This is a genomic window from Mesorhizobium sp. B1-1-8, from assembly GCF_006442795.2.
Lineage (GTDB): Bacteria > Pseudomonadota > Alphaproteobacteria > Rhizobiales > Rhizobiaceae > Mesorhizobium.
Genome location: NZ_CP083956.1, coordinates 2,720,383 through 2,746,913 on the forward strand (window position 1 = coordinate 2,720,383; position 26,531 = coordinate 2,746,913).

Annotated in this window: 23 protein-coding genes and 2 pseudogenes; 20 read left to right on the top strand and 5 right to left on the bottom strand. The window is 62.8% G+C overall.

Annotated features, from left to right (window positions below):
* Positions 1-33: 33 nt before the first annotated feature.
* Complete coding sequence (locus FJ974_RS13210; RefSeq protein ID WP_140530438.1) at positions 34-606, bottom strand: GNAT family N-acetyltransferase; 573 nt, start codon at positions 604-606, stop codon at positions 34-36.
* Entirely contained in the window at positions 603-1,490 is an 888-nt protein-coding gene (gene serB / locus FJ974_RS13215) for a phosphoserine phosphatase SerB (RefSeq protein WP_140530441.1), read from the bottom strand. The genes FJ974_RS13210 and serB overlap by 4 nt, the downstream gene beginning before the upstream one ends.
* Here serB and miaA point away from each other — a divergent pair.
* On the top strand, positions 1,480-2,418 hold the full coding sequence (gene miaA, locus FJ974_RS13220) for a tRNA (adenosine(37)-N6)-dimethylallyltransferase MiaA (RefSeq protein ID WP_140530896.1): 939 nt from the start codon (positions 1,480-1,482) through the stop codon (positions 2,416-2,418). The two genes, serB and miaA, sit on opposite strands and share 11 nt — an antisense overlap.
* Positions 2,419-2,545: 127 nt before the next feature.
* Positions 2,546-3,337, top strand: a complete 792-nt coding sequence (locus tag FJ974_RS13225) for a GGDEF domain-containing protein (RefSeq protein WP_140530443.1) — start codon at positions 2,546-2,548, stop codon at positions 3,335-3,337.
* Between the two features lie 215 nt (positions 3,338-3,552).
* Here FJ974_RS13225 and FJ974_RS13230 read toward each other — a convergent pair whose 3' ends face one another.
* Positions 3,553-5,382 carry an ATP-binding protein gene (locus FJ974_RS13230; protein ID WP_140530446.1) on the bottom strand — a complete coding sequence of 610 codons (1,830 nt, stop codon included), beginning with the start codon at positions 5,380-5,382 and terminating at the stop codon, positions 3,553-3,555.
* Between the two features lie 153 nt (positions 5,383-5,535).
* Between FJ974_RS13230 and FJ974_RS13235 the strand changes: the two genes are divergently transcribed.
* The 6 genes and pseudogenes from FJ974_RS13235 to FJ974_RS13260 form a co-directional block, all read left to right on the top strand.
* On the top strand, positions 5,536-6,102 hold the full coding sequence (locus FJ974_RS13235) for a helix-turn-helix domain-containing protein (protein WP_140530448.1): 567 nt from the start codon (positions 5,536-5,538) through the stop codon (positions 6,100-6,102).
* A gap of 4 nt (positions 6,103-6,106) precedes the next feature.
* Positions 6,107-6,448 carry a hypothetical protein gene (locus FJ974_RS13240; RefSeq protein ID WP_226891589.1) on the top strand — a complete coding sequence of 114 codons (342 nt, stop codon included), beginning with the start codon at positions 6,107-6,109 and terminating at the stop codon, positions 6,446-6,448.
* Positions 6,445-6,981, top strand: coding sequence for a GNAT family N-acetyltransferase (locus FJ974_RS13245; RefSeq protein ID WP_140530451.1), 537 nt, complete (start codon positions 6,445-6,447; stop codon positions 6,979-6,981). Before FJ974_RS13240 ends, FJ974_RS13245 begins: the two co-directional genes overlap by 4 nt.
* Positions 6,982-7,096: 115 nt before the next feature.
* Positions 7,097-7,420, top strand: a pseudogene (locus FJ974_RS13250) (type II toxin-antitoxin system RelE/ParE family toxin).
* Positions 7,417-7,698 carry a helix-turn-helix domain-containing protein gene (locus FJ974_RS13255; RefSeq protein ID WP_140530453.1) on the top strand — a complete coding sequence of 94 codons (282 nt, stop codon included), beginning with the start codon at positions 7,417-7,419 and terminating at the stop codon, positions 7,696-7,698. Before FJ974_RS13250 ends, FJ974_RS13255 begins: the two are co-directional and overlap by 4 nt.
* Before the next feature lie 168 nt (positions 7,699-7,866).
* Positions 7,867-8,034: pseudogene (locus FJ974_RS13260) on the top strand (GNAT family N-acetyltransferase); the annotation flags it as partial.
* A gap of 87 nt (positions 8,035-8,121) precedes the next feature.
* On the opposite strand, the gene FJ974_RS13265 reads toward FJ974_RS13260, so the two are convergent.
* Positions 8,122-9,924, bottom strand: a complete 1,803-nt coding sequence (locus FJ974_RS13265; protein WP_140530456.1) for an NAD(P)/FAD-dependent oxidoreductase — start codon at positions 9,922-9,924, stop codon at positions 8,122-8,124.
* A gap of 488 nt (positions 9,925-10,412) precedes the next feature.
* Here FJ974_RS13265 and FJ974_RS13270 point away from each other — a divergent pair, with 488 nt between their 5' ends.
* From FJ974_RS13270 to FJ974_RS13310, 9 genes are all read left to right on the top strand, one after another.
* The gene (locus FJ974_RS13270) at positions 10,413-12,164 is read left to right on the top strand and encodes an acetolactate synthase 3 large subunit (RefSeq protein ID WP_181177028.1); all 1,752 of its coding nucleotides are present in this window, start codon (positions 10,413-10,415) and stop codon (positions 12,162-12,164) included.
* Between the two features lie 79 nt (positions 12,165-12,243).
* Entirely contained in the window at positions 12,244-12,816 is a 573-nt protein-coding gene (gene ilvN, locus FJ974_RS13275; protein WP_140530462.1) for an acetolactate synthase small subunit, read from the top strand.
* A gap of 105 nt (positions 12,817-12,921) precedes the next feature.
* The gene (locus tag FJ974_RS13280) at positions 12,922-13,518 is read left to right on the top strand and encodes a LysE family translocator (protein ID WP_140530465.1); all 597 of its coding nucleotides are present in this window, start codon (positions 12,922-12,924) and stop codon (positions 13,516-13,518) included.
* A gap of 212 nt (positions 13,519-13,730) precedes the next feature.
* Complete coding sequence (locus FJ974_RS13285) at positions 13,731-15,020, top strand: efflux RND transporter periplasmic adaptor subunit (protein ID WP_140530468.1); 1,290 nt, start codon at positions 13,731-13,733, stop codon at positions 15,018-15,020.
* Positions 15,017-18,169 carry an efflux RND transporter permease subunit gene (locus FJ974_RS13290; RefSeq protein ID WP_140530471.1) on the top strand — a complete coding sequence of 1,051 codons (3,153 nt, stop codon included), beginning with the start codon at positions 15,017-15,019 and terminating at the stop codon, positions 18,167-18,169. The genes FJ974_RS13285 and FJ974_RS13290 overlap by 4 nt, the downstream gene beginning before the upstream one ends.
* A gap of 120 nt (positions 18,170-18,289) precedes the next feature.
* Positions 18,290-18,895 carry a nitrile hydratase subunit alpha gene (gene nthA, locus FJ974_RS13295; protein ID WP_140530473.1) on the top strand — a complete coding sequence of 202 codons (606 nt, stop codon included), beginning with the start codon at positions 18,290-18,292 and terminating at the stop codon, positions 18,893-18,895.
* 12 nt (positions 18,896-18,907) lie between these two features.
* On the top strand, positions 18,908-19,567 hold the full coding sequence (gene nthB / locus FJ974_RS13300; protein ID WP_140530476.1) for a nitrile hydratase subunit beta: 660 nt from the start codon (positions 18,908-18,910) through the stop codon (positions 19,565-19,567).
* Positions 19,554-19,904 (top strand): nitrile hydratase accessory protein, encoded by a 351-nt coding sequence (locus FJ974_RS13305; RefSeq protein WP_140530478.1) that lies wholly within the window; start codon positions 19,554-19,556, stop codon positions 19,902-19,904. Before nthB ends, FJ974_RS13305 begins: the two co-directional genes overlap by 14 nt.
* 149 nt (positions 19,905-20,053) lie before the next feature.
* Positions 20,054-21,181 carry an ATP-dependent DNA helicase gene (locus tag FJ974_RS13310; protein WP_140530481.1) on the top strand — a complete coding sequence of 376 codons (1,128 nt, stop codon included), beginning with the start codon at positions 20,054-20,056 and terminating at the stop codon, positions 21,179-21,181.
* Here FJ974_RS13310 and FJ974_RS13315 read toward each other — a convergent pair.
* A complete protein-coding gene (locus FJ974_RS13315; protein ID WP_319023058.1) occupies positions 21,144-21,623 on the bottom strand; it encodes an STAS/SEC14 domain-containing protein in 480 nt (159 codons plus the stop codon). The two genes, FJ974_RS13310 and FJ974_RS13315, sit on opposite strands and share 38 nt — an antisense overlap.
* A gap of 71 nt (positions 21,624-21,694) precedes the next feature.
* On the opposite strand from FJ974_RS13315, the gene FJ974_RS13320 reads away from it, so the two are divergent.
* The 3 genes from FJ974_RS13320 (at position 21,695) to FJ974_RS13330 (ending at position 26,503) form a co-directional block, all read left to right on the top strand.
* On the top strand, positions 21,695-22,435 hold the full coding sequence (locus FJ974_RS13320) for a pyridoxine 5'-phosphate synthase (RefSeq protein WP_140530486.1): 741 nt from the start codon (positions 21,695-21,697) through the stop codon (positions 22,433-22,435).
* A gap of 92 nt (positions 22,436-22,527) precedes the next feature.
* Positions 22,528-24,444 (top strand): potassium transporter Kup, encoded by a 1,917-nt coding sequence (locus FJ974_RS13325; RefSeq protein WP_140530489.1) that lies wholly within the window; start codon positions 22,528-22,530, stop codon positions 24,442-24,444.
* Positions 24,445-24,583: 139 nt separating this feature from the next.
* Positions 24,584-26,503 carry a potassium transporter Kup gene (locus tag FJ974_RS13330; protein WP_140530492.1) on the top strand — a complete coding sequence of 640 codons (1,920 nt, stop codon included), beginning with the start codon at positions 24,584-24,586 and terminating at the stop codon, positions 26,501-26,503.
* Positions 26,504-26,531 lie beyond the last annotated feature (28 nt).

A 26,531-nucleotide genomic window follows, 5' to 3' on the forward strand; every position in this document is an offset into this window, starting at 1 on the left:
TGACAACCCATTGAGGTTCAAGAAAAAGGGCGGTTAGCGGACCGCCCTTTTTCGTGCCCGCCAATCCTCGCGCGACAGCCTGTAGAGGACATGCCGCTTGAGATGCGGATGACTGTCGGGAACGGCCGGATGATCGAAGTCGCCGGCCGGATCGGCGCGCATGCCGAGGCGTTTCATGACGGCGACGGAGCGGTGGTTCTCAGCGACGGCAAAGGAAACGATTTCACCCAGCCCGAGCGTTTCAAAGCCGAAGGCGAGCCAGGCTTCAGCCGCTTCGGTGACATAGCCCTTGCCCCAGAATTCCGGCGCCAGCCGCCAGCCGATCTCGATCGTGCCGTCCGGTAGCGATGGCACATCATCCGTATCCAGGAGACCGACGAAGCCGACGCATTCGCCGGTGGCCGCGATCTCGGCGGCGGCGAAGCCGTAGCCATCCTCCTCGATCCAGCCGCGCAATTCGTCCATCTTGGCATCCGCGGCGGCACGATCGCGGCGGAATGGGAAGAACTCCATGACGCGCTCGTCGGAGTTGATGCGATGGAAGAGCGCGCGGTCGCGCTCTTCCCAGTTGCGCAGGATGAGGCGTTCGGTCCGGATCGGCTTCATTGCACGAATTCCTCCCGGCGATAGCCCTGGAGATAAAGCAGCGCCGTCAGATCGCTATGGTCGATGCGGATCCTTGCCTGCTCCGCCACGACCGGCTTGGCGTGGAGGGCGACACCCGTCCCGGCAAGGCGGATCATGTCGAGATCGTTGGCGCCGTCGCCGACGGCAAGCGCGTCGGCGGTCGTCAGGCCAAGCCTTGCCGCGATGTCGAGCAGCGCTTCGGCCTTGGCGGCGCGGCCGAGAATCGGCTCGGCCACCATGCCGGTGAACCTGCCGTTTTGCTCAACCAGATGGTTGGCGCGGTTTTCCTGAAAGCCGAGCATTGCCGCGATGCGGCTGGTGAAGACATCGAAACCGCCGGAGACCAGCACGGTCCAGGCGCCGTTGGCGCGCATCGTCCGCACCAGCGCGCGGCCACCTGCGGCCAGCGTCAACCGGTTGGCGATGATGCGGTCGACCACGGCTGTGTCGAGACCTTTCAGCAAGGCGACGCGCTCGCGTAAAGCCGGCTCGAACGCGATCTCGCCATTCATCGACCGCGCCGTAATCGCGGCGACATAGGCCTTGACGCCGATCTCGTCAGCCAGCTCGTCGATGCATTCCTGGTCGATCATCGTCGAATCCATATCGGCAAGCAGGATCTTCTTCCGCCTGCCTTCGGCGGGCTGGACGACGATGTCGACCGGCTCGGAGGCGAGTGCCGCCCGCAGGTTGGCTGTCATTTCGCCGACGTCGGGATCCTCCGGCAGGACGAGATCGCAGGCGATGCCTTCAGCCAGCCAACGAAGGTCGCTTGCGCCGGACGCACGTGAGGCCATATTCGCAAGCGGGGCCGACACTGTGCGGTCTTGCGGATGGGATATAAGCGTGGCGATCAGCGGCATCGAGAATTCCGGCGAGCAAGCGGGCGACGGCCGCGTGACGAACGCGATCCTGATAGCGGGGCCGACCGCCAGCGGCAAGTCGGCGCTGGCGCTCGATCTCGCCGAGCGCAAGGGCGGTGTCATCGTCAACACCGATTCCATGCAGGGCTATTCGGTGCTCGACGTGCTGACGGCGCGTCCAAGTGCCGCCGAACTGGCACGCGTACCGCATTTCCTCTACGGCCATGTGCATCCGTCGACAGCCTATTCCACCGGCGCCTGGCTGCGCGATGTAACCCGGCTGATCGCGGCTGGCGTCCTGTCGGGGCGGCCGGTCATCTTCGTCGGCGGCACCGGGCTCTACTTTCGCGCGCTCGCCGAAGGCATCTCGGACATGCCCGACATTCCGCAATCGGTTCGCGAGCGCTGGCGCTACGAGCTCAAGGAGCAGGGGGCTGAAAGGCTGCATCGCATTCTGATGCGCGAGGATTCGACCGTGGCCATGCAACTCAGGCCGACCGACGGCCAGCGCATCGTACGGGCTCTCGAAGTGCTCGACGCTTCAGGGCGGTCGATTCTCGAATGGCAGGCGGCGCGCGGCCGGCCGCTCGTCGATCGCGACAGCGCCCGTTTCCTGGTGATCGAGCCGGACCGCGGCGAACTGATCGAGCGCATCGAGGCGCGGTTCGACCACATGCTCGACAAGGGCGCGCTTGATGAAGTCAGGCGATTGATGGCGCTTGATCTCGATCCGGACCTTCCGGCGATGAAAGCGATCGGCGTGCGCGAGCTGCAGGCCGCTATTGCCGGGCAAATGAGCTTTCCCGAAGCAATCGAGCACGCCAAAACCGCGACCCGCCAATATGCCAAGCGCCAGGCGACCTGGTTCAGGCACCAGCTGGGACCGGAATGGCAGAGGCTCCGCCCGGGCGATGCGCTGGCAGATTGATGAATCGCAATTGCAATCAGCGACTTAAAATCGTGATCCTGGCTTCCCGCTCAGGTTGTCCGGGTTAACTGTCCGTAAGGCCAGGCGTGCCATAACATCGGCGGGGTTGAAGTCCCGCGGGGAGTTGATGCGTTTTCACAAGGCGGAATCCGCATTTTTCGTCTTTATTTTCGTGATCCTGGCCGCCGGCCTGGTGACGTTCCATGCTTATTGCCAACTGCAGGACATTGCGACGGATCTCGATACCGCGTCCCGCATCGAAAGGATCGTCTATCTCAACAAACTGCTTTTCGTGACCGGTGCGCTGCTGGCGGCGGCGCTGTTCTTCGGGGTCTTCTTCATCTACCCGCTGATCCGCGGCCAGGTCAGGGAAGAAGGTAAACTGCGCGCCATGACGGTTTCGCTCAGCGCCCGTTCGCAAACGCTCGAGCAGGCGGCCCTTACCGACGGGCTGACCGGCATGCAGAACCGCCGCTATTTCGACGATGCGCTGCGGGAATATCTCGATGAGTTCCGCCGCATCGACAAGCCGGTGGGGCTGATGATCCTCGACCTCGACCATTTCAAGCAGGTCAACGACACGCACGGCCACGATGTCGGCGATGAGGTGCTGCGGGCGGTCGCCACGTGCCTGAGGGGCATGACACGCTACCACGACGTGGTGGCGCGGCTCGGCGGCGAGGAGTTCGCGGTCGTCACGCCCAATATGGATAGCGAACTGCTGCTCAGATTTGCCGAACGCATCCGCAGGGCAATCGCCGGCATGTCGGTGCTGTCGGGCAATGTGCGGCTGAAGGTCACCACCAGTGTCGGCCTTGCCGTCTGGGACCGCAAGGAAAGTGCCGAGGACTTCTATCGCCGTGCCGACCGCCAGCTCTACGAGGCGAAGAAGCAAGGCCGCAACCGCGTCTGCGCCTAAAATTCCGTCATCAAATTCGTGAGGCTGGCCGCCTGAAGCCGCTTTGTGCGCTTCCGGTGCTCACGGACTGAATGTCCGCTCCGCTCCGGTTCTCCAAAGCGACTCCAGTCGACTCAGCCTGACGAATTTCCTGACGGAATTTATCCATGACGGCCGACGACGCAGAGCCGTAGGAGCCTACCTGGTTCTTTTATCGAGACGGCGAGAGGCGCGGGTCAATCGTTCTGCTGGCGCATGCCGAAGGTCGAGGGCTTCAGGCCGTAGCGCAGGTCGAAATCGTCGTCCGGCTGGACGCGTGGCGCCGGCGGCTTTCGATAGTCCGGGTCGCCGGCCTGGCGGCCGGTGTCCACCGCCTCGGCGAAGGCTATGGATTGCTGCGGCTTCGGTACGTTGCGCAACCGCTCGACAATCGCCGCAAGGTCGACATCGTCGCCGGCTTCGGCGGGGAGGGTCTGCTCGCGCTTGGCTGTGCCCGGAATGAACTCCTGGGACAGTTTTTCGAATTTGAGCCGCATGGTCGTTGCCACACCTTCGCCGAAGGCAATGGCTTCGCGCTGGCCCATAGAAGACAGGAACGCAAGCGTCGAGGCCGAGGAGTCGGCGATCGCCGAGCGGATGATCGCCTGGTCCTGCTCATTGGCGAGCCGCATGGCGAAGAAGGTCGAGCATTGCGACAGGATGGTCGGATCGAGCTCGCCCGGACGCTGGGTGACGACGCCGAGGTAACAGCCATATTTGCGGCCCTCCTTGGCGATGCGCGACAGAGCGTGCCTGGTCGGCGCGAAACCGAGGCGCGGATCCGCCGGCATATAGCGGTGCGCCTCCTCGCAGAGGAACAGCAGCCGCAGCCGCCCCTCGCTCCAAAGCGCAAGGTCGAAGGCCAGGCGCGCCAGCACCGAGCAGACGGAATTGACTACCTCGGACGGCATGCCGGCCATTTCGAAGCAGGTCACCGGACGGCCATGGTGGGGGACGCGGAAAATGTTGCCGATCGTCTCGTGGATGGTGTCCTCGATCAGCCGCGAATTGAACATGAAACGGTAGCGCGGGTCGGCCGCCGCCGATTCGATGCGCGTCTTCAGCGACTTCAAGGTCGGGCGGTCGTTCTTGCTTTCAAGCAGGCCCATGCGCTCGTCGATCTGCTTGATGAGATCGGCGACGCGGTAAGGCACCGGCGTGTCGGCGGTCAGCGCATCGCTGCCGCGCCGCAGATAGGTGCCGGACGTCGGATTGCGGTAGAGGTTCTTGGCGGCCGGGATGAGGTCGCGCAGGACATCGACTTCTTCCGGCACCGTCTCGCGTCCGCGAAACAGCACCTCGGCGAACTCCTCCAGCCTGAACATCCAGAAAGGCAGGTCGAGCGTCTTGGAATCGACCTTCACGCAATATTCGGGAAGCGATGCGGCAAACTCGTTGTGGGGGTCGAGGATCAGCACGCGCAGGTCAGGTCGCGCTTCGATCGACTTGCGCAGCAGCAGCGAGACGGCCGTGGACTTGCCGACGCCGGTCGTGCCGACAATTGCAAAATGGCGCGCCAGCGTGTCGTCGATCGCGATGTTGGCGTCGATCGCCTCGTCCTGGGACAACGTGCCGATGGTGATCGAATGGCGCCCGGCGAGATCGTAGACCGCCTGCAGGTCGCGACTGCGGATGCGGTGGGCGATGGCTCCGATATGCGGGTAGCTGGTGATGCCGCGGTCGAAAACAGGCTTGGCGCCGGGATCGGCGCCGTCACGCACCTCACCGATCAGCTCGATGCTGACCTCGATCGCATTCTGTCCCTCGTTGCTCCAGGCGCGGTCGGACTTGCCGATCTCATAGACAAGGCCGACCGTGCGCGTCGAGCCGAGATTGATGGAAATCATCTTGCCGACGGTCCATAGGCCGGTGACCGCGCCGTCGGCGTCCTCGGCATAGGCGCTGATGGTCGCGCGGGCGCCGTCGCATTGCACGACATTGCCCAGAATGCGCTTGTCGTTCTGGTCCCGATTGCGGCGCTCCTGTGAGGTCAGTTCCCCCGCGGAGACTTCGCGTTCGACAAACATCGTTGGTCTGATCCCGTTCCCATGGAGCGTCAAACCTATCCAGTCGGGGTTAAGGTCGCGTGAGGTCGGATGGTGTAGGCGTGGTTAAGCCGGTTGTGAAAGTTCGATCGACAGCCTCTTTCGTAGCACCCGGGTTTTCGTTATATTGGATGAATGAATGATATATCGAACAACATCACCTCGACGATCGGCAGACGGATTCACTCGGAAAGGGTGCTGCGCGGCTGGTCGCTGGCCGAGCTTGCCGGGCGCTCCGATGTCTCCAAGGCGATGCTGAGCGCCATGGAGCGCGGCATGACCAGCCCGACCGCGGCGCTCCTGGTGCGCATCGCAGCGGCTTTCGGTATGACGCTCTCGACGCTGATCGCGCGCGCCGAGACGCAAGGCGGCGGTCTCTCCCGCAAGGACGAGCAGCCGGTCTGGCAGGATCCCGCGACCGGCTACATCAGGCGGCATCTGTCGCCGGCATCGCAAATGCCGCTCGAACTGATCCGGGTCAGCCTGCCGGCCGGCGCCAGGGTGAGTTTCCCGGCTGCATCCTACGCCTTCATAAAACAGCAGATCTGGCTGATCGGGGGCCGGCTCGACTTTACCGAAGGCGATGTCGTGCACAGGCTGGAACCCGGTGACTGCCTGGCGCTCGGCGCGCCGTCGGACTGCAGCTTCCATGCGCCAGGACCGGAAGCCGCCGACTATCTGGTGGCGCTGATCAGAGGCTGATTACATGGCGGATCAGCCGAAGCGCTCGCACAACGGCGGGCCACCTCTCAACGACTACGAAGGTCCGCCCTGGGGCAAGAGCGACGCTTATGTTTTCCTTGCCTGGCGCGCTGCCCACGACAGGGCGTGGAAGGCGCCTGGTCATGAAATCATGCTGATGCGGCTGGAGCGGGCCGAACGGCTTGGCCTGACCTACGAGGAATACACGTTTTGGAGCGCGGGCGTCACCTTGGCCACGACGATGCCGAGCGCATCGCCGAGATCCGCCGGGCGCGGCGGCGCAGGCGGGTCAGCCATTTCAAATGACCGCGGCCCGGTATCGCATTGCTGGAGAAGATCGATATGAATTCCCTTGAAATCAGGGCGCTGACTAATGACGCGACGATCAATGCGATCCTGGCCGATCTGTTGATCGAAACCGTCGCCGCCGGCGGCTCGGTAAGTTTCATGCACCCATTGTCTCCCGAAGCTGCGGAGGATTTCTGGCGCAAGTCGCTGGCCGCTGCGGCGCGGGGCGAAAGGGCGGTGCTGGGCGCCTGGGACGGCGAGGCGCTCGTCGGCACCGTCACGCTGCTTCTCGATTTGCCGCCCAACCAGCCGCACCGGGCCGAGATCGCCAAATTGATGACCCGCCGCGACCGTCGCGGCAAAGGCATCGCGACCCGCCTGATGCGAGCCGCGGAAGAACTGGCCATTGAGAAGGGCAAGACATTGCTCGTGCTGGATACCGCAAGCGAAGAGGGTGCTTCCGGCCTTTACGAGAAACTCGGCTTCACGCTGGCCGGCGAGATTCCCGACTTTGCGCTGAAGCCGCATGGCGGGCTGACCGGCACGCTGGTCTACTGGAAGCGGATAGGCGGTAGGAGCAGCCGAAGGTAGCATTTGTGCAACATCGCATCACACCGGCGTAGCCAAGAAATCCGCCATCTAGATTTTCGACGGCCCAACGAGAAACTCTCTAGCTAAAATGTATCGATACTGATACAGTACGCCCGTGAAGGTGATTGAATGGCTTGGAAGCAGTAGGTCGGATGTTCGGGCGTTTCCTGACGATGCGCGGATAGAGGCTGGCTAGCAGCTCGAACTTGTTCAGCGCGGCGACGATCCCGACGACTGGAAGCCCATGCAGATCGTGGCGCAAGGCGTCAGGGAAATTAGGATTCGGGAAGCGTCGGGAGCGTTCCGCATCATCTATCTGGCGACGTTAGAGGACCGCGTTTTGGTACTTCATGCGTTCCAGAAGAAGACACAGGCCACATCAAAGAAAGATCTCGATGTAGCGGCCCAACGGCTGAAACGATGGAAGGCAGAACGATGAACGTAGAAATCTATGAAAACGTCTGGGATGCCCTGGCCGACACGGAACAGGAGGCCGCAAACCTGAAAGCGCGTTCGGCGCTGCTCTACGAAATCCGTAAGGCGGTCCAGCGTTGGGACATTTCTCAGGAGCAGGCCGCCAAGCGGCTCGGCCTGACGCGCCCCCGGACCAATGACCTGCTGCGCGGCAAGCTCGCCAAGTTCTCGCTTGACGCGCTCGTCAACATCGCCGCCTCCGCGCACCTCGATATTGAAATCCGGGTAAAAGAGGCGGCGTGATCATGAGGTGTGTCGCGGGCGTACTGTCGCAAGGATAAGTGCGCCGTTCTCTCCGCCGCCGCCCTCAGAGCCATTGGGCAAAGTCATCAGAAAGCGATTCACTTAATATTGTGAGTGTCCTTAGGGCCAGGCGACTTCGCTGCTTGACTGTCAGGATATATCGCGGGGAAAGGCAGAACATTGCTCGTGCTGGACACGGCAAGCGAAGCGGGAGCCTCCGGCCCTTACGAGAAACTCGGCTTCACGCTGGCCGGCGAGATTCCCGACTTTGCGCTGAAGCCCCATGGCGGGCTGACCGGCACGCTGGTCTACTGGAAGCGGATAGGCCGGTCATAAAAATAGTCGGGTGCCGGGGCACTGGGGTCCGCACAAAGGAAAGCGCGACCAGGCCACGCCTTCCTTCCTTCGCACGCGGACAGCGGCCTATCCCTTATGGTGGACCTGCTGCAGCCCATAGACGGGCGTCGGCAAGCCAACCTGTCTTGCCTTCAATTGAAGCGACAGGAATTGTGAATAGTGACGCGACTGGTGCAAATTGCCGCCGTGGAACCACAGCGCCTCCTGCTGGGTGGGCTTCCACATGTTGCGCTGCTCGCCTTCCCAGGGGCCGGGATCCTTGGTGGTGTTCGAGCCGAGACCCCAGCATTTGCCGACCTTGTCGGCGACCTCCTTCGAGATCAACTCCGCCGCCCAGCCATTCATCGAGCCGTAACCTGTGGCGTAGACGATAAGATCTGCCGGAAGTTCGGTGCCGTCGCTGAGCAGCACCGAATGCTCCTTGATCTCGCTCACGTCGACGCCGCTCTTCAGCTTGATGGCGCCGTCGATAATCAGTTGCGAGGCGCCGATGTCGATATAGTAACCGGAACCGCGCCTCAGGTACTTCATGAACAGGCCGGAACCGTCATCGCCCCAATCGAGCATGAAGCCGGCATCCTCCAACCCCTTGTAGAAGGCGGCGTCGCGTTGCTTCATCTTCTCATAGAGCGGAATCTGGAACTCGTGCAGGATCTTGTAGGGCAGGGAGGCGAAGATGAGGTCGGCCTTGGCGGTGGTCATACCGTTCTGCACCGCCTGCTCCGAATATAGCGCGCCAAGGCCGATGTCCATCAGCGTGTCCGACTTGACGATATGGGTGGTCGAGCGCTGCACCATGGTGACGTCGATGCCCGCTTCCCAAAGTGCCGCGCAGATGTCGTGGGCTGAATTGTTGGAGCCGATGACGACCACCTTCTTCCCGGCATATTTGTCCGGTCCGGGATGTTTCGAGGAATGGTGCTGGTCGCCCTTGAAAGCCTCCATGCCCTTGAACTTCGGCAGGTTTGGCCGGCCCGACATGCCGGTCGCCAGCACCAGCTGCTTCGGCTTCAGCGTGATGTCCTTGCCGTCGCGGCGGACGACGACGGTCCATTCCTTTTTCTCGTCGTCATAGGACGCGCTCTTGGCCTCGGTCGAGGACCAATAGTTCAGCTCCATGACCTTGGTGTACATTTCCAACCAGTCGCCGATCTTGTCCTTGGGCGAAAACACCGGCCAGTTCTTCGGGAAATCGATATAGGGCAGGTGGTCGTACCAGACCGGATCGTGCAGGCAGAGCGACTTGTAGCGCTTGCGCCAGCTGTCGCCGGCCCGCTGGTTCTTCTCCACTATGATGGTCGGCACGCCGAGCTGCCGCAGCCGCGCGCCGAGCGCAATGCCGCCCTGACCGCCGCCGATGATCAGCGTGTAAGGCTGGGTCTTGAAGCCAAGTTCGGCTGCTTCCTTCTCTCGCTCCTCCTTCCAGGTCGGGCGATTCTTGCCCGAGCCATGCTTTGCGCCCAACGGCCGCGCGAAGCCCGCCGGCTCCTCATGGCCCTTGAGTTCGGCCATGGTGGTCAGCAACGTCCAGATCTTGCCATCCTTCAGCCTGATTTGCCCGAAGCCGCGCGCAAGCTCCGTTTCGAAGCTGATCCAGCCCTCGATCAGGCCGCCGCTTTCGCTCGCATCCTCGTCCCTGGCGACGGCAAAATGCGACGGCCTGATCTTCGACAGCTGGCTTTCCAGCATGTCGCGCACCTGATCGCGGCCTTCCATGGTCTTGATGTTCCAGGTGAAGGTGACGAGGTCGCGCCAATAGCAGTCTTCCTGGAAGCAATCGACCGCCCCGTCGATATCGTTGGCGGCAAGGGCCGCGCCGAATGAATCGAGAAAGTCGGACAGCTTCTTGTTAGGAGCCTTCTCAAGCATTCAAATTCCTCCCATGGAATCCTGGTTGTCGTTGCTCTCCGCCAGATCTGTACCCTGCGGAGAGTATCGGCAGAGATGGCGCTCTTCGTCACGCCCCACCATAGTTTTCAACGGTTTCAATGAGTTGCCTGAAATAGGCACTCACAGGCAGGAGACCAAGACCTGTGCCGGCGCTGGCCGACGAGCCCATCCCTGGCCTTGCCTGCCTGTGATTTTTCCCGTTGACACGCTGCCTTTCGCGCCCGTAGTGTCCGCCACCATGAAAACGGCACTCATTCTCGTAGGAAAGCGCGTGGGCAAGGCGGTGTAACCGCCGGGCGGAAACCTCCCATGCGCATCACACAGGCTCCCTCGGGGGCCTTTTTTATTGCCTGAAACACGACTAAACGACCAGCAATCGCCAAGGCGAACAGTACGGGACCAGACCGATGAGCAACGGACAGAACGAGCGGCGCGAGATTTCAAGGACCGAAATGCCAAGGACCGAAATGACTGGCGCCGAAATGGTGGTGCAGGCGCTGAAGGACAATGGCGTCAAGCACGTCTTCGGCTATCCGGGCGGTGCGGTGCTTCCGATCTATGACGAAATCTTCCAGCAGGATGAGGTCGAGCACATTCTCGTGAGGCACGAGCAGGGCGCCGGCCACGCTGCCGAAGGCTATGCGCGCTCGACCGGCAAGGCAGGTGTCCTTCTGGTGACCTCTGGCCCGGGTGCGACCAATGCGGTGACGCCGCTGCAGGACGCGCTGATGGATTCCATTCCGCTGGTTTGCTTGACCGGCCAGGTGCCGACCTCGCTGATCGGCTCCGACGCCTTCCAGGAATGCGACACGGTCGGCATCACGCGTCCCTGCACCAAGCACAATTGGCTGGTGAAGGACGTCAACGAACTGGCCGCCACCATCCACGAGGCTTTCCATGTCGCAACCACGGGGCGTCCGGGTCCCGTCGTCGTCGACATTCCGAAGGACGTGCAGTTCGCCAAAGGGACCTACGTGCCGCCGCAGACGGCGCCGCGCACCAGCTACCAGCCGAAGGTCCAGGGCGACCTGGATAAGGTCAAGGCAGCGGTCGAGCTGATGGCCGGCGCCAGGAAACCGGTCATCTACAGCGGCGGCGGCGTCATCAATTCCGGACCGGAAGCGAGCCATCTGCTGCGCGAGCTGGTCGACCTCACCGGCTTCCCGATCACCTCGACGCTGATGGGGCTCGGCGCCTATCCGGCCTCGGGCAAGAACTGGGTCGGCATGCTCGGCATGCACGGCACCTATGAAGCCAACATGGCCATGCATGATTGCGACGTGATGATCTGCATCGGCGCGCGTTTCGATGACCGCATCACCGGCCGGCTCACCGCGTTTTCGCCGAACTCGAAGAAGATCCACATCGATATCGATCCGTCGTCGATCAACAAGAACGTCCACACCGATGTGCCGATCCTCGGCGATGTCGGCCGGGTGCTGGAGGATCTGGTGCGGCTGTGGCGGGCGACCGCCAAGGCCGACAAGAAGGCGCTCTATCCATGGTGGGAGCAGATCGCGAAATGGCGCGCCCGGGATTCGCTCGCCTACAAGATGAACAGCGACGTCATCATGCCGCAATACGCGATCCAGCGGCTCTATGCGCTGACCAAGGATATGGACACCTACATCACCACCGAGGTCGGCCAGCACCAGATGTGGGCGGCGCAGCACTATCATTTCGAGAAACCGAACCGCTGGATGACCTCGGGTGGACTCGGCACGATGGGCTACGGCTTGCCGGCGGCGCTCGGCGTGCAGATCGCACACCCCAACGCGCTCGTCATCGACATTGCCGGCGATGCCTCGGTGCAGATGACGATGCAGGAGATGAGCACGGCGGTGCAGTACGAAGCGCCGATCAAGATCTTCATCCTCAACAACCAGTATATGGGCATGGTCAGGCAGTGGCAGCAGCTGCTGCACGGCAACCGGCTGTCGCATTCCTACACTGAGGCGATGCCGGACTTCGTCAAGCTGGCCGAAGCCTATGGCGGCCACGGCATCCGCTGCGACAAGCCGGACGAGCTCGACGACGCGATCAGGGAAATGATCTCGGTGAAGAAGCCGGTGCTGTTCGACTGCCGCGTGGCGACTTTAGCCAATTGCTTCCCGATGATCCCGTCAGGCAAGGCGCATAACGAGATGCTGTTGCCGGACGAAGCGACGGACGAGGCGGTGGCCAATGCCATCGACGCCAAGGGCAGGGAACTAGTCTGACGGACCGGGGCAGGGCTTGTTGCAAAAAGCCGTGTGGAAACAGAGAATTAGCTCAAGAGTTTGAAATCGAGATTATGTCATGAACGCACAGCTCCAGCCGACCGGCTCCGCCTATTTCATCGCCAAGGAAACCGAGAAACCGGAAACGCACACGCTTTCGGTGCTGGTCGACAACGAGCCGGGCGTGCTTGCCCGGGTTATCGGCCTGTTTTCCGGGCGCGGCTACAACATCGAAAGCCTCACGGTCTCCGAGACCGAGCATGAAAAACACCTGTCGCGCATCACCATCGTGACGCGCGGCACGCCGCATGTGCTGGAGCAGATCAAGCACCAGCTCGAGCGCATCGTGCCGGTGCACCGCGTCGTCGACCTCACCGTGCGCTCGCACGAATTCGGCCAGGAACGGCCGCTTGAGCGGGAATTGGCGCTGGTCAAGGTCGCCGGCACCGGCGAGGCCCGCGTCGAGGCACTGCGGCTGGCGGACGCCTTTCGCGCCAGCGTCATCGACGCCAACACCGAGCATTTCATCTTCGAGATCACCGGCAAGGGCTCGAAGCTCGACCAGTTCATCGCCATCATGAAGCCGCTCGGGCTGGTCGAGATCTGCCGCACCGGCGTTGCCGCGATGAACCGCGGCCCGCAGGGAATGTGAACAGGACGATCATCCTGTTTCAAGCTTTGGCCCGGAAGTTGCCCGTTTCTGGCTTTTGCGCATTTGCTAAAAGGACAGCAAGGCTGACGTATCCGGGAGGATAACATGTCGCTCGACGCGTTTCTTGCCCTGCTGGTCTATGCCTTCGTGACCTCGATCACGCCGGGGCCGAACAACCTCATGCTGCTGACATCGGGCGTCAATTTCGGCATCGTCAGGACGATCCCGCATATGCTCGGCATCAGCATCGCTTTTTTCGTCCTGCTGCTGTCCGTGGGCCTTGGCCTCGGCGCGGTGCTAACCGCGTTTCCGGCGCTGCATACGACACTGAAGATCGCTGGCGTTGCCTATCTGCTCTATCTCGCCTGGAAAATTGCCATGTCGCGCTCGTTGAGCGGCAAGGGCGAGGCGCGCGCAAAGCCGATGCGTTTTATCGATGCGGCAGCTTTTCAGTGGGTCAATCCAAAGGCATGGATGATGGCGGTGTACGCCATGGCCGTCTACACCAATGCCGACCACCCGTTCATTTCGGTGATGCTGATCTCGGCCGCCTTCGCCATCGTCAACCTGCCGAGCGTCTCCGTTTGGGCTGGATTCGGCACGGCGATGCGCGGCTTCCTGTCGGATCCGGTGCGGCTGAAATGGTTCAACATCGCCATGGGCGTTCTGCTTGCGGCGACGCTCTGGCCGATGTTGCGCTGAGCCTTATTCCGGGCTCGCAAAGGGCCCGTCGCGGCATGTTAGCCGGCTGCACGGTTATTGTGCAGTGCACATTAAATCTTCGTAATGCCGCCTTTTGGCCCTTTTCCGCCAAACCCTTCTTCTATCTATTCGGCGAAAATCGCGGCAATGGACCGTGAATCGAGCTAAAATGGACCACCGGGATCGGCGTGTCGGGTAGAAGGCGTATGTCGATGCGCGGAAAAATTGCCTTGGCAGTTGCAGCGGTCGCCTGTCTGGCGGGCGCCGGGCTCTATTTTTCGCCTGCGACGCTCGGCAAGGTCGAGCAGCTGATTTCCGGCCAGCAGGCGGCGACGGACAGCACCGGCAGGACGGCCAAGGCGTCGGACAACCCGGCATCTGATAATCCGAAGGGCGGCGGCGGGGGCGCGCGTTCGGCTTCGATCGTTTCGGCAACCGCTACGACCGCGGATTTCCCGATCCGCCGCTATGCCATCGGCTTCGTTTCCTCGCCGGAGGTGGTCAGCATCAACGCCCGGGTCTCCAGCCAGATCGTGTCGATCCACGTCAAGGACGGGCAGATGGTGAAGGCCGGCGACCTGTTGATCTCGCTCGACGATCGCGCGCTGAAGGCGCAACTCGCCAAGGATCAGGCGACGCTCGCCAAAGACCAGGCGATGCAGGTCAGTGCCGCGGCCGACCTGCAGCGGGCCAAGGATCTCGTTGCCAAGCAGGCCGGCACCCAGCAAACCTACGACCAGGCGGTGGCGGCGCAGAAGGCGGCGGCGGCAACCGTCGATGCCGACAAGGCGACGATCGATGCCGATACGGTCCAGCTGAGCTACGCGACGATCACGGCGCCGATCTCGGGCAGGCTGGGTGCCGTCAACGTTTCGGTCGGCGATCTCGTCACCACCAGCAACGGCAACAGCAGCAGTTCCACGCCGTTGGTAACGATCACCCAGATCGATCCGCTGCAAGTGAACTTCAACCTGCCGGAAAGCAATCTGGCGCTGCTGCACAAGGCGCTGGCCAACCCGCAGCAAGGGGCGGTCACCTTGACCAAGGACGGCGACCCGACACCGATCGGCAAGGGCACGCTCGATTTCGTGGATTCCAGCGTCAATACCGCCTCCGGCACCATCGCCACCCGGGCGAGCATACCGAACTCGGACCTTTCGCTGTGGCCCGGCCAGTATGTGAACGTCGTGCTCGAGGCCGGCACGATGCCGCAAATGACCTCGGTTCCGACGGTCGCGGTGCAGCCCAGCCAGAAGGGACCGTTCGTCTACGTGGTCAAGCCTGACAATACGGTCGAGATGCGGCCGGTGCAGGTGGCGCTGACGGAAGGCCAAAACAGCGCCATCAGCCAGGGGCTGAAGAGTGGCGAGAAGGTGGTCGTCGAAGGCCAGACGAGGCTGAAGCAAGGCGCGGCCGTGCATGAAGGCAAGGCGGCCAACGATGGCGGTCAGGCTGCTCCAAAGGTCGCGGAAGCCGACAAGGCCGGCGGGGCCAGCCAATGATCTCCGAATTCTGCATTCGCAGACCCGTCGCCACGCTGCTGATGTCGTTCGCCCTCGTGCTGGGCGGAGTGTTTGCCTACAAATTCCTGCCGGTCGCTGCGCTGCCGAGTGCTGAATTTCCGGTGGTCAACGTCTCCGCGCAGTTGCCGGGCGCCTCGCCGGAAACCATGGCGACATCGGTGGCGACGCCGCTGATCAAGCAATTCGCGACCATCGCCGGCATCGATTCCATCTCGACCACCAACTCGCTCGGCCAGACCTCGATCGCCATTCAGTTCGTGCTCAACCGCAATATCGACGCGGCGGCCGCGGACGTGCAGGCGGCGATCGCGCGCACGCAGCGGCAGCTGCCGCCGCAAATGACCGCGCCGCCGAGCTATCGCAAGGTCAATCCGGCCGACGCGCCGATCCTTCTGATGTCGCTGGTCAGCGACACAGTCCCGTTGACCGATCTCGACGCCTTCGCCGAAAATGTCATTTCGCCGTCGCTGTCGACCATCGACGGCGTCGCGCAGGTATCGATCTTCGGCCAGCAGAAATACGCGGTGCGCATCCAGATCGATCCGACCGCACTTGCCGCGCGCGGCATCTCGATCGACCAGCTGCAAGCAGCGATCGCCTCGGCCAACAGCAACACGCCGCTGGGTGTCCTGCAGAACAACAAGCAGCAGCTGACGATCACGACGAACACCGAGCTCGACAACGCCGCCGGTTTCTCCAACCTCATCATCGCCACCAAGGATGGCCATCCGGTGCGGCTCGGCGAGGTGACGCGCGTGGTCAATTCGGTGCAGACCACGACGACGGCGAGCTGGTATGACGGCACTCGCGCCGTCATTCTCGCCGTGCAGCGCCAGCCCGACGCCAATACGGTCGACGTCGTCGACAAGGTCAAGGCGATGCTGCCGTCCTTCCAGGACCAGATGCCGGCCGCTGCCGAGATCAAGCTGCTCAACGACCGCTCGACCTCGATCCGCGCCGCCGTCGACGATGTGCAGTTCACGCTGCTTCTCACCGTCGCCCTCGTGGTTTTGGTAATCTTCGTCTTCCTGCGCCGGGTGACGGCAACCATCATCCCGGCGGTGGCGGTGCCGATCTCGCTGATCGCGACGCTGGGCGCGATGTTCCTGTTCGGCTTCTCGATCGACAACATTTCGCTAATGGGTCTGACACTTGCCGTCGGCCTTGTCGTCGACGACGCCATCGTCATGCTGGAAAACATCTTCCGCCACATGGAGGAGGATGCGCTGTCGGCCTTCGACGCCTCGCTGAAGGGCGCGCGCGAGATCGGCTTCACCATTATCTCCATCTCGATCTCGCTGGTGGCGGTGTTCATCCCCGTGCTTTTGATGGGCGGCGTGATCGGCCGCATCTTCAACGAGTTCGCGGTCGTGGTGACAGTCGCCATCCTGGCTTCGATGTTCGTATCGCTGACGCTGACGCCGATGCTGTGCTCCAGGCTGCTGTCGGTATCGAAGGCCGACCGCGATGCGCACCGCGAAGGCCACGGGCACGACCTCTTCACCCGCGGCTACAACTGGCTTTTGAGCTTCTGCCTGCAGCACACTTTCCTGGTGTTCCTCGTCTTTGTCGGCACCGCGGCGCTGTCGGTCTGGCTGATCCAGGTGTCGCCGAAAGGCTTCTTCCCGCAGGAAGACATCGGCCAGATCTCGGTGACGGCGATTGCCCGCCAGGACATCTCCTTCGACGCCATGGTCAAGCTGCAGGGCCAGGTGGCGAAAGTATTTGCCCAATCACCCTACGTCTCGCACGTGGCCTATTCCACCGGCAGCGGCGGCAGCGCGCTGAACCAGGGCCAGCTCTATGTGCAGCTGAAAGACAAGAGCCAACGCCCGAACATCGAGAAAGTGCTTGCCGACCTGAGACGGCAACTGGCCGGCGTCGCCGGCATCGAGACCTACATGCAGCCGGTGCAGAACCTCAGACTCGGCGCGCGATCCTCCGCCAGCGCCTACCAGCTCGTCGTGCAGGGTCTCGATACCGGCCAGACCGATATCTGGGCGCAGAAGCTTAATGATGCGATGGCGGCCGATCACACCATGTTCACCGACGTCAGCAGCGACCTGCAGAACAATGCCTTGCAGGCGACGCTGGTCGTCGATCGCGACAAGGCGGCAAATCTCGGCATCGACACCGATACGCTGCGTTCCAGCCTCTATGGCGGCTTCGGCACCCAACAGGTCTCGACCATTTTCGGCTCGGCCGACAGCTACCAAGTCATCATGGAACTCGACCCCAACATCGAATGGTCGCCCGAGCGGATGCTGGCCATCCAGGTGAGGACGGCGAGCGGCAGCCTGGTGCCGCTCGGCGCCTTCGCGCGGGTCGATCGCACGGCCGGCGCGCTGACGGTCAACCAGCTCGGCCAGCTTCCGGCGGTGACGATTTCCTACAATTTGCCGCAGGGCGTGTCGCTTGGCGACAGCGTCACCCGGATCAACGCGCTGAAGGAGCAGATCGGCTTGCCGAGCACGATCTCGACCACCTTTGCCGGCACGGCCAAGATCTTCCAGGATTCGCTTGCCAATCAGGGCCTGCTGATCGGCGGCGCGATCCTGACGATCTACATCGTGCTCGGCATTCTCTATGAGAGCTTCATCCACCCGCTGACCATTCTCACCGGCCTGCCTTCGGCGGTGCTGGGCGCGGTGCTTGCGCTGCGTTTCGCCGGCATGGATCTTTCGGTGATCGCGGTGATCGGCATCCTGATGCTGATCGGCATCGTCAAGAAGAACGGCATCATGATGGTCGACGTCGCGCTGGAGCTCCGACGGCAGGGCATGTCGGCCAAGGACTCCATCCACAAAGCCTGCCTGATGCGTTTCAGGCCGATCATGATGACGACGCTGGCAGCACTCATGGGCACGTTCCCGATCGCGCTCGGCACCGGCGCCAGCGCCGAGTTGCGCCAGCCGCTGGGTGTCGCGGTCGTTGGCGGCCTGCTTGCCTCGCAGGCGCTGACGCTGTTCGTCACCCCGGTGATTTATGTCTATTTCGAGAATTTCTCCGGCTGGCTGCTCGGCTTCTCATCGAAGAGGAGCCGGCCGGCGTTGCGCGCGGTCCAGCCAGTCGAACAACCCTCGCTGTTCGAGGAAGAAACCGAACCGAAAAAGGTGGCCGCCGAATAGAGGATGATCCCGAAAAGTTGCAGACTTTTCGGAGAAGACCATGCTTCAAACAAAAAGCGGCCGCCTCTGGCCCAAGTCGTGCCGCTTGCGGCAGCGTGCCGGCGATCCTAGTCTGATGTCATGGCCCATGATCATGACCACGACAACGAGCTCGATCCGTTCGCTGCGCGGGTACGCGCGCTTGAGACGATCCTGACCCAGAAGGGCCTGATCGATCCGGCGGCAATCGACGTCATCGTCGACACCTATGAGACGAAAATCGGCCCGCGCAACGGCGCCAGGGTGGTGGCCAAGGCGTGGAACGATCCGGCCTATGCCGAATGGCTCAAGCGCGACGCGACGGCGGCGATCGAATCGCTCTCCTACACCGGCCGGCAGGGCGAGCACATGCAGGCGGTGTTCAACACTGAGGAAACGCACAACCTCGTCGTCTGCACGCTCTGCTCCTGCTATCCGTGGTCGGTGCTCGGCCTGCCGCCGGTCTGGTACAAGGCGCCGCCCTACCGGTCGCGTGCGGTGATCGATCCGCGCGGCGTGCTGGCGGAGTTCGGGTTGACCTTGCCGGCGGAGAAGAAGATCAGAGTCTGGGATTCGACCGCCGAGCTGCGCTATCTCGTCGTGCCGATGCGGCCAAGGGGCACCGAAGGCTGGAGCGAGGAGCAACTCGCCGGGCTGGTCAGCCGCGACGCCATGATCGGCACGGCGCTGGCCCAAGAGCCGCAATAAAGGGGAACCGGCATGAACGGGCCGCAGGATCTCGGCGGGCAGATGGGTTTCGGACCGATCGCGCCCGAAAAGGACGAGCCTTATTTCCATGCCGAATGGGAAAAGCGGGCGCTAGGCGTTACGCTGACGGCCGGCGCCATGGGCGCCTGGAATATCGACGAGAGCAGGCATGCGCGGGAATCGCTGCATCCCGCCGACTATTACTCATCGAGCTACTACCAGATCTGGATCAAGGCGCTGGAGACGCTGCTCAAGCGCCACGGCTTCGTCACGGAACGCGATCTTGCCGCCGGCAGGGCCGTCGATGCGGCCGCGACGCCAAAGAGAGTGCTGAAGGCGGCGGAGGTGCCGGCGGTGCTGGCCAAGGGCGGACCATGCGACCGCCCGATCGCCAGGCCGGCGCGGTTCCGGGCGGGCGATCACGTGCGCACGAAGAATTTCAACCCGACCGGCCACACGCGCCTGCCGCGCTATGCGCGCGGCAAGAACGGCAGGATCGAGGCGGTGCGCGATGGCTTCGTGTTCCCCGACAGCAATGCGCATGGCAAGGGCGAGAACCCGCAATGGGTCTACACGGTGGTGTTCGAGGGCGCCGAGATCTGGGGCGAGGGCGCCGACCCGACGCTGAGCGTCTCGATCGACGCCTGGGAGAGCTATCTTGAGCCGGCATGAGGCCAAGCTGCCGGAGGGGTTCGAAGAACCGGTATTCGCGGAGCCCTGGCAGGCGGAAGCCTTCGCCATGACAGTGGCGCTGCACGACAAAGGGCTGTTCTCGTGGAGCGAATGGGCGGAGGCCTTGTCCGCCGAGGTGAAGCAGCCGGGCGCTGCAAGCGATGGGCACGATTACTACGAGCATTGGCTGGCGGCGCTGGAAAAGCTGCTGTCGCGAAAACGGGTCGCCGGCAAGGGCGAGGTGGACGAGCTCGCCGCCGCCTGGGAACGCGCCGCGCATGCGACGCCGCATGGCAAGCCGATCCTGCTACAGAACGATCCGGGGCCTGACAAGTAACGTCAGGTCAAAAGTCCGCTTGTTCCCTTTACGTTCCGGTCTGCGCCTGATAGCGTATCCTACTGGAGGCAAATGAGATCGTTGCCGGCGATGTCAATGGGCAGGCGGCCAATCTTGTCTTTCGCTCGCGAATCCGGTCTGTCGAACTGATGGAATTCTCTCCCCAACAGGACGAGGCCCTGAAGGCGGTCGGGCGCTGGCTCAAGGAGGGCCGGCCGCAGGTCTTTCGGCTGTTCGGCTATGCCGGCACCGGCAAGACGACGCTGGCGCGCTACTTCGCCGAGCATGTCGACGGGCAAGTGCAGTTCGCCGCCTTCACCGGCAAGGCCGCGCAGGTGCTGCGCTCGAAGGGCGCCGTCAATGCGCGCACCATCCATTCGCTGATCTATCGGCCGCGGGGCGAAGAATCGGTTGCCGACGAGGTGACCGGCAAGACCTCGATCTCGCCGACCTTCTCGCTCAACCGGCAAAGTCCGATCGCGCGCGCCAAGCTGGTCGTCATCGACGAGTGCTCGATGGTCGACGAGCAGCTCGGCCGCGACCTGCTGAGCTTCGGCACACCGATCCTGGTGCTCGGCGATCCGGCCCAGCTGCCGCCGATCTCGGGCGGCGGCTTCTTCACCGAGCACGAGCCGGACGTGCTCTTGACCGAAATCCATCGCCAGGCGCGCGACAACCCGATCATCCGGCTGGCGCTCGACGTGCGCGAGGGCCGCGAGTTCATGCGCGGCGACTATGGCGCGGCGCAGGTAATCGGCAAGGAAGCCGTCACTCAGGATCTGGTGCTCAAGGCCGACCAGGTTCTGGTCGGCACCAACCGCACGCGCCGCCGCTACAACCAACGCCTTCGCGAGCTGAAGGGGTTCAACGCCGACTATCCGCAGGCAGGCGACAAGCTGGTGTGTCTGCGCAACGATCCGGCCAAGGGGCTGCTCAACGGCTCGCTGTGGAAGGTGATGACCTCGTCGCGCGAGACGGTGAAACCCGGCATCAACCTGCTGGTCTCGCCCGAAGAGGATGATCCGGATCGCGGCGTTGCCAAGATCAAGCTGCTCAAGGCTGCATTCGAGGATCCCGACGCCGAAATTCCCTGGCAGCAGAAGAAGCGGTTCGACGATTTCGACTATGGCTATGCGCTGACCGTGCACAAGGCGCAGGGTTCGCAATGGAACGACGTCGTGCTGTTCGACGAGAGCTGGGCCTTCAAGGAGACCCGGCAGCGCTGGCTCTATACGGCGATCACCCGCGCCGCCGAGCGGCTGACGGTCGTCCGCTAGCCGCCGTCTGTCTCGCGCCAAGCCATTGCCAGGCGGCTTCTTCGTCGTCACTGCCAAAGCGCCTGAACTCGAACGGCAAAACCTTCGGGAAGAAGCCGCCAGCAAAGGACGACCAGTCCGGCTCGCCAATGACCGCGCAGCGCACGACATGTTCCAGCGCATCGGCCACACCCTGGCGGAGCGTTTCTTTCGAGATGTTGGCCCAATCGACGCTTTCCTGGTCGGTCAACCGAACCAGAACGTCGATCCTCGGGTGAAGCGCATAGGCCGCTTCCAGCAGACCGAACAGGTTTTCCGCATCCGCTGGGGTTACGTCACCGACCACATCGATGGCAAAAAGCGCATCGCGGTTGGTGTCGAGGCGGCGTATCGCCGGCACGGCGTCGAGGAAATTCACGACCTTTTCCTTTCGCTTTGCCACCGTCTGGTTCTTCTGGAACACCGAAAACCCACTATCTGTTCCCGTTAAAGGCGGTATAGATGCCCGCCAAAATCCAGTTTGGAAGCCTGATCATGCCCGCAAAGCTTTCGGTCAATCTCAACGCCGTCGCCATGCTGCGCAACCGTCGCGACCTGCCGTGGCCGAGCGTCACCGGCCTTGGCCGCATTGCGCTCGCCGCCGGCGCGCATGGGCTGACGGTGCATCCGCGTCCCGACGAGCGGCATACCAGGCATTCCGATCTGCCTCAGATCAGGGCGCTGATCGACGATGAGTTTCCCCAGGCGGAATTCAACATCGAGGGTTATCCGACCGAGGATTTCCTCGCGCTCGTCGAAAAGCATCAGCCGGAACAGGTGACGCTGGTGCCGGACGATCCGGCGCAGGCGACATCGGACCACGGCTGGAACTTCGTTGCCCAGGCCGCGTTCCTGTCACCGGTCGTCAAGCGATTGAAGAAGGGCGGCTTTCGCGTGTCGCTGTTTTCCGACGCCGATCCGGGCGGTGTGAATGCCGCCCGCGATACCGGCGCCGACCGGATCGAACTCTACACCGGCCCCTATGGCGGCTTTCATTCCGATTCCGCCAGGGCGGCGAAGGAACTGGAAAAACTGGGAAAAACCGCGGATGCGGCACTCGCGGCCGGGCTTCAGGTCAATGCCGGGCACGATCTGACGGTGGCTAACCTGCCGGCGCTGGCCAGACGCATCCCGGCATTGGCCGAAGTATCGATCGGACATGGGTTGACAGCCGATGCGCTGGAGTATGGCATGGCCGGCACGGTTGGGCGGTTCTTGAAGGCATGCGGATGGTAGGGCGAGGAAGCCTTGCGTAACTCCCGCGTTTTTTGCGAGTCTTTCGCAATGCGGCGACAGTGGAGCATCGCGCATCTGATAAAGTGGGGTGCATGGTGCTAGCCAACGCCAGCAGCGAGGCGGAAAACCTCGAACAATCGGGCCATGCCGAAACCGAGCGGCAGCACAGTACCAAAGTTCTCATGCTCGGCGCGCTCGGTGTCGTCTACGGCGATATCGGCACCAGCCCGATTTATGCCTTCCGCGAGGCGCTCCACGCGTCGGGAGGGCCGATCGCCCGCAACGACATCCTCGGCGTGTTGTCGCTGATCGTGTGGGCGCTGACGATCATCGTCACGATCAAATATGTCGCCTTCGTCTTGAGGGCGGACAACAAGGGCGAGGGCGGCACCTTGTCGCTGATGTCGCTGGCGCGCAGCGCCTACCCGAACGGATCGAGGTTCATCCTCGGAATCGGCCTTTGCGGCGCGGCGCTGTTTTTCGGTGATTCGATCATCACGCCGGCCATCTCGGTGCTTTCCGCCGTTGAAGGCCTGGAGGTCATCACGCCGGCGCTCGATGCCTATGTCGTTCCAATCACGCTGGTCATCCTGGCGGTACTTTTTGCCGTGCAGCGTTTCGGCACCGGCAAGGTGGCGGCGGTGTTCGGGCCGGTGACGGCAACCTGGTTCGTGGCCATAGGCCTTGCCGGCCTGTACCATCTGCTCGACGATCCGTCCGTCCTGCTGGCGATCAACCCCTATTATGCGGTCTCTTATCTGGCCACCACGCCAACGGGGGCCTTCGTCACCGTCGGGGCGGTGTTCCTGGCCGTCACCGGGGCCGAGGCGCTTTATGTCGACCTTGGCCATTTCGGCCGCAAGCCGATCGTGCTGGCATGGTTTTCAATCGTGTTCCCCTGCCTGCTGCTCAACTATTTCGGCCAGGGCGCGTTCGTGCTGGCGCATGGCGGCAAGCCGACCAATCCGTTTTTCCAGATGCTGCCCGAATGGTCGCTGATGCCGATGGTGGGCCTTGCGACGGCAGCGACCGTCATCGCCAGCCAGGCGGTCATCTCCGGAGCTTTCTCGCTGACGCGGCAGGCGGTGCAGCTCAACCTTTTGCCCCGTATCGAAGTGCAGCACACTTCCGAGATGCAGAGCGGCCAAATCTATATGCCCAGGGTCAATCTGCTGGTTGCGCTCGGCGTGATGCTTTTGGTCGTCGGCTTCGGCAGCTCGAGCGCGCTCGCCTCGGCCTATGGCATTTCGGTGACCGGCGAAATGCTGATGACGACGATCCTTTTGTTCGTGGTCATGCGCTGGCTCTGGAAATGGCAGCTGGCGCCCGCAATTGCGCTGGCGCTGGTCTTCGGCACCATCGATCTCGGCTTCTTCTCGGCCAACATCGTCAAGATCGTCGAGGGCGGCTGGGTGTCGATCACGGTCGCCTGCATCATGGGGCTGATCATGTCGACCTGGATCCGCGGCACCCGATATCTGTTCGACAAGACCCGCCGCAACGAAATTCCGCTCGATTTCCTGGCGGCGAACCTTCTGAAGAAAAAACCGCAGCTGGTGTCGGGCACCGCCGTCTTCCTGACCAGCGATCCGCTCAGCGCCCCGACGGCGCTGATGCACAGCCTGAAGCACTACAAGGTGCTGCATGAAAAGAACGTCATCCTCTCGGTCGTGACGGCGCCGCAGCCGACCGTGCCGGACAGCGAGCGGGTCAAGTTGGAGACGGTCAACGAGCTTTTCATGCGCGTCACGCTGACCTTCGGCTACATGGAGCAGCCCAACATCCCGCGCGCCCTGGCGATCTGCCGCAAGCAGGGCTGGAAGTTCGACATCATGACGACATCCTTCTTCCTGTCGCGCCGCTCGCTCAAAGCCTCGCCCAATTCCGGCATGCCGGTGTGGCAGGATCGGCTGTTCATCAACCTGGCGCGTTCGGCGGCGGATGCGACCGAGTATTTCCAGATCCCGACCGGGCGCGTGGTCGAGATCGGTACGCAGGTGGCGATCTGACGGCTGCCCGGATGAGGGCCCCCGGCCGCTCCGTATAGGGGTAAGCCCTGCGCTGGCGGCATGGGAGCCCTAACGCCACGGCACTTGATATTGCACTGCAGCAAGCGTAGAGCACCGCGCGTTTATCGGAGTGTCGTGCATGGCTCTTACCAATGGTGGTATAGAGGCAGAACCCGTCGACCAATCGAGCCATCCGGAAATCGAACAACACAGCACGAAGGTGCTGATGCTGGGCGCCCTCGGCGTGGTCTATGGCGATATCGGGACCAGCCCTATCTACGCGTTTCGCGAGGCACTGCATGCCTCGTCCGGGGGCGATGTCGCCAATCGTGCCGATATCCTCGGCGTCCTGTCGCTCATCATCTGGTCGCTGACGATCACGGTCACCGTGAAATACATCATGTTCGTGCTGCGCGCGGACAACCGCGGCGAGGGCGGCGTGCTGTCGCTGATGGCGCTGGCGCGCGGCAGCTTTCCGACGCGCTCGGCAATCATCCTCGGCATCGGCATCGTCGGCGCGTCGCTGTTTTTCGGCGATGCGGTCATCACGCCAGCCATCTCGGTGCTGTCGGCGGTCGAAGGCATGAATGTCGTCACGCCTGCCTTCCAGCCCTACGTGGTGCCGCTGACGCTGGTCATCCTGGCCATGGTGTTCGCCGTGCAGCGGTTCGGCACCGGCGGCGTCGGTCTGGTGTTCGGACCGATCACCGCCATCTGGTTCCTGGCCATCGGCCTTTCCGGCCTCAACCACATCATCAGCGACCCCGAAATCCTGTGGGCGATCAGCCCCCACTATATCGTCGCGTTCCTGATCCATTCGCCCGATGTGTCTTTCGTGACGATCGGTGCCGTCTTCCTTGCGGTTACCGGTGCCGAGGCGCTCTACGCCGATCTTGGCCATTTCGGCCGCAAGCCGATCGTGCTGGCGTGGCTGGCGATCGTGTTCCCATGCCTGCTGCTCAACTATGCTGGACAGGGCGCCTTCGTGCTGGCCAAGGGCGGCGTGGTAGGCCATCCGTTCTTCGAGATGAACGAGGGCTGGGCGCTCATTCCCATGGTGGTGCTGGCAACGGCGGCGACCGTGATTGCCAGCCAGGCGGTGATTTCCGGCGCCTACTCGCTGACCAGGCAGGCGGTGCAGCTCAACATGCTGCCGCGGCTCGAGATCCTGCACACGTCGGAAAGGCAATCCGGCCAAGTTTATATGCCGCGCGTCAACACACTGCTGGCGCTGGTGGTGATGCTGCTGGTGGTCGGTTTCGGCGAATCCAGCAGGCTGGCGTCCGCTTACGGCATCTCGGTGACCGGCAACATGCTGGTGACGACGACGCTGCTTTTCGTCGTCATGACGCGCATCTGGAAGTGGAACATCTGGCCGGCGATCGCGTTGACGGCGCTGTTCGCGCTGATCGACATCGGCTTCTTCGCTTCCAACATCATCAAGGTGTTCGAGGGTGGCTGGGCCTCGCTCGCCGTGGCCTTCGCCATTATCCTCGGCATGTGGACCTGGGTGCGCGGCAGCCGCTACCTGTTCGAGAAGACCCGCCGCAACGAGATCCCGCTCGACTTCCTGGCGGCGAACCTTTTGAAGAAAAAGCCGCAGCTGGTTTCTGGCACCGCCGTCTTCCTGACCAGCGATCCGCTCAGCGCCCCGACGGCGCTGATGCACAGTTTGAAGCACTACAAGGTGCTGCACGAGCAGAACGTCGTCCTGTCGGTGGTGACAGCGCCGCAGCCGATCGTGCCGGACAGCGAGCGGGTCAAGATGGAGACGGTCAACGAGCTGTTCATGCGCGTCACGCTGACCTTCGGCTTCATGGAGCAGCCGAACATCCCGCGCGCTTTAGCCATCTGCCGCAAGCAGGGCTGGAAGTTCGACATCATGACGACATCCTTCTTCCTGTCGCGGCGCTCGCTGAAAGCCTCGCCCAATTCCGGCATGCCGATCTGGCAAGACCGGCTGTTCATCGGCCTGGCCAAAACTGCGGCTGACGCGACCGAGTATTTCCAGATTCCGACCGGGCGCGTGGTCGAGATCGGCACGCAAGTGGCGATCTGAAGCGCCACTCGGCGATCCGCCGTTTTAT

Coding starts and splice junctions, on each gene's coding strand:
- FJ974_RS13210 (WP_140530438.1), bottom strand. CDS start 606: ATGAAGCCGATCCGGACCGAACGCCTCATCCTGCGCAACTGGGAAGAG.
- serB (WP_140530441.1), bottom strand. CDS start 1,490: ATGCCGCTGATCGCCACGCTTATATCCCATCCGCAAGACCGCACAGTG.
- FJ974_RS13225 (WP_140530443.1), top strand. CDS start 2,546: ATGCGTTTTCACAAGGCGGAATCCGCATTTTTCGTCTTTATTTTCGTG.
- FJ974_RS13230 (WP_140530446.1), bottom strand. CDS start 5,382: ATGTTTGTCGAACGCGAAGTCTCCGCGGGGGAACTGACCTCACAGGAG.
- FJ974_RS13235 (WP_140530448.1), top strand. CDS start 5,536: ATGAATGATATATCGAACAACATCACCTCGACGATCGGCAGACGGATT.
- FJ974_RS13240 (WP_226891589.1), top strand. CDS start 6,107: ATGGCGGATCAGCCGAAGCGCTCGCACAACGGCGGGCCACCTCTCAAC.
- FJ974_RS13245 (WP_140530451.1), top strand. CDS start 6,445: ATGAATTCCCTTGAAATCAGGGCGCTGACTAATGACGCGACGATCAAT.
- FJ974_RS13255 (WP_140530453.1), top strand. CDS start 7,417: ATGAACGTAGAAATCTATGAAAACGTCTGGGATGCCCTGGCCGACACG.
- FJ974_RS13265 (WP_140530456.1), bottom strand. CDS start 9,924: ATGCTTGAGAAGGCTCCTAACAAGAAGCTGTCCGACTTTCTCGATTCA.
- FJ974_RS13270 (WP_181177028.1), top strand. CDS start 10,413: ATGACTGGCGCCGAAATGGTGGTGCAGGCGCTGAAGGACAATGGCGTC.
- ilvN (WP_140530462.1), top strand. CDS start 12,244: ATGAACGCACAGCTCCAGCCGACCGGCTCCGCCTATTTCATCGCCAAG.
- FJ974_RS13280 (WP_140530465.1), top strand. CDS start 12,922: ATGTCGCTCGACGCGTTTCTTGCCCTGCTGGTCTATGCCTTCGTGACC.
- FJ974_RS13285 (WP_140530468.1), top strand. CDS start 13,731: ATGCGCGGAAAAATTGCCTTGGCAGTTGCAGCGGTCGCCTGTCTGGCG.
- FJ974_RS13290 (WP_140530471.1), top strand. CDS start 15,017: ATGATCTCCGAATTCTGCATTCGCAGACCCGTCGCCACGCTGCTGATG.
- nthA (WP_140530473.1), top strand. CDS start 18,290: ATGGCCCATGATCATGACCACGACAACGAGCTCGATCCGTTCGCTGCG.
- nthB (WP_140530476.1), top strand. CDS start 18,908: ATGAACGGGCCGCAGGATCTCGGCGGGCAGATGGGTTTCGGACCGATC.
- FJ974_RS13310 (WP_140530481.1), top strand. CDS start 20,054: ATGGAATTCTCTCCCCAACAGGACGAGGCCCTGAAGGCGGTCGGGCGC.
- FJ974_RS13320 (WP_140530486.1), top strand. CDS start 21,695: ATGCCCGCAAAGCTTTCGGTCAATCTCAACGCCGTCGCCATGCTGCGC.
- FJ974_RS13325 (WP_140530489.1), top strand. CDS start 22,528: ATGGTGCTAGCCAACGCCAGCAGCGAGGCGGAAAACCTCGAACAATCG.
- FJ974_RS13330 (WP_140530492.1), top strand. CDS start 24,584: ATGGCTCTTACCAATGGTGGTATAGAGGCAGAACCCGTCGACCAATCG.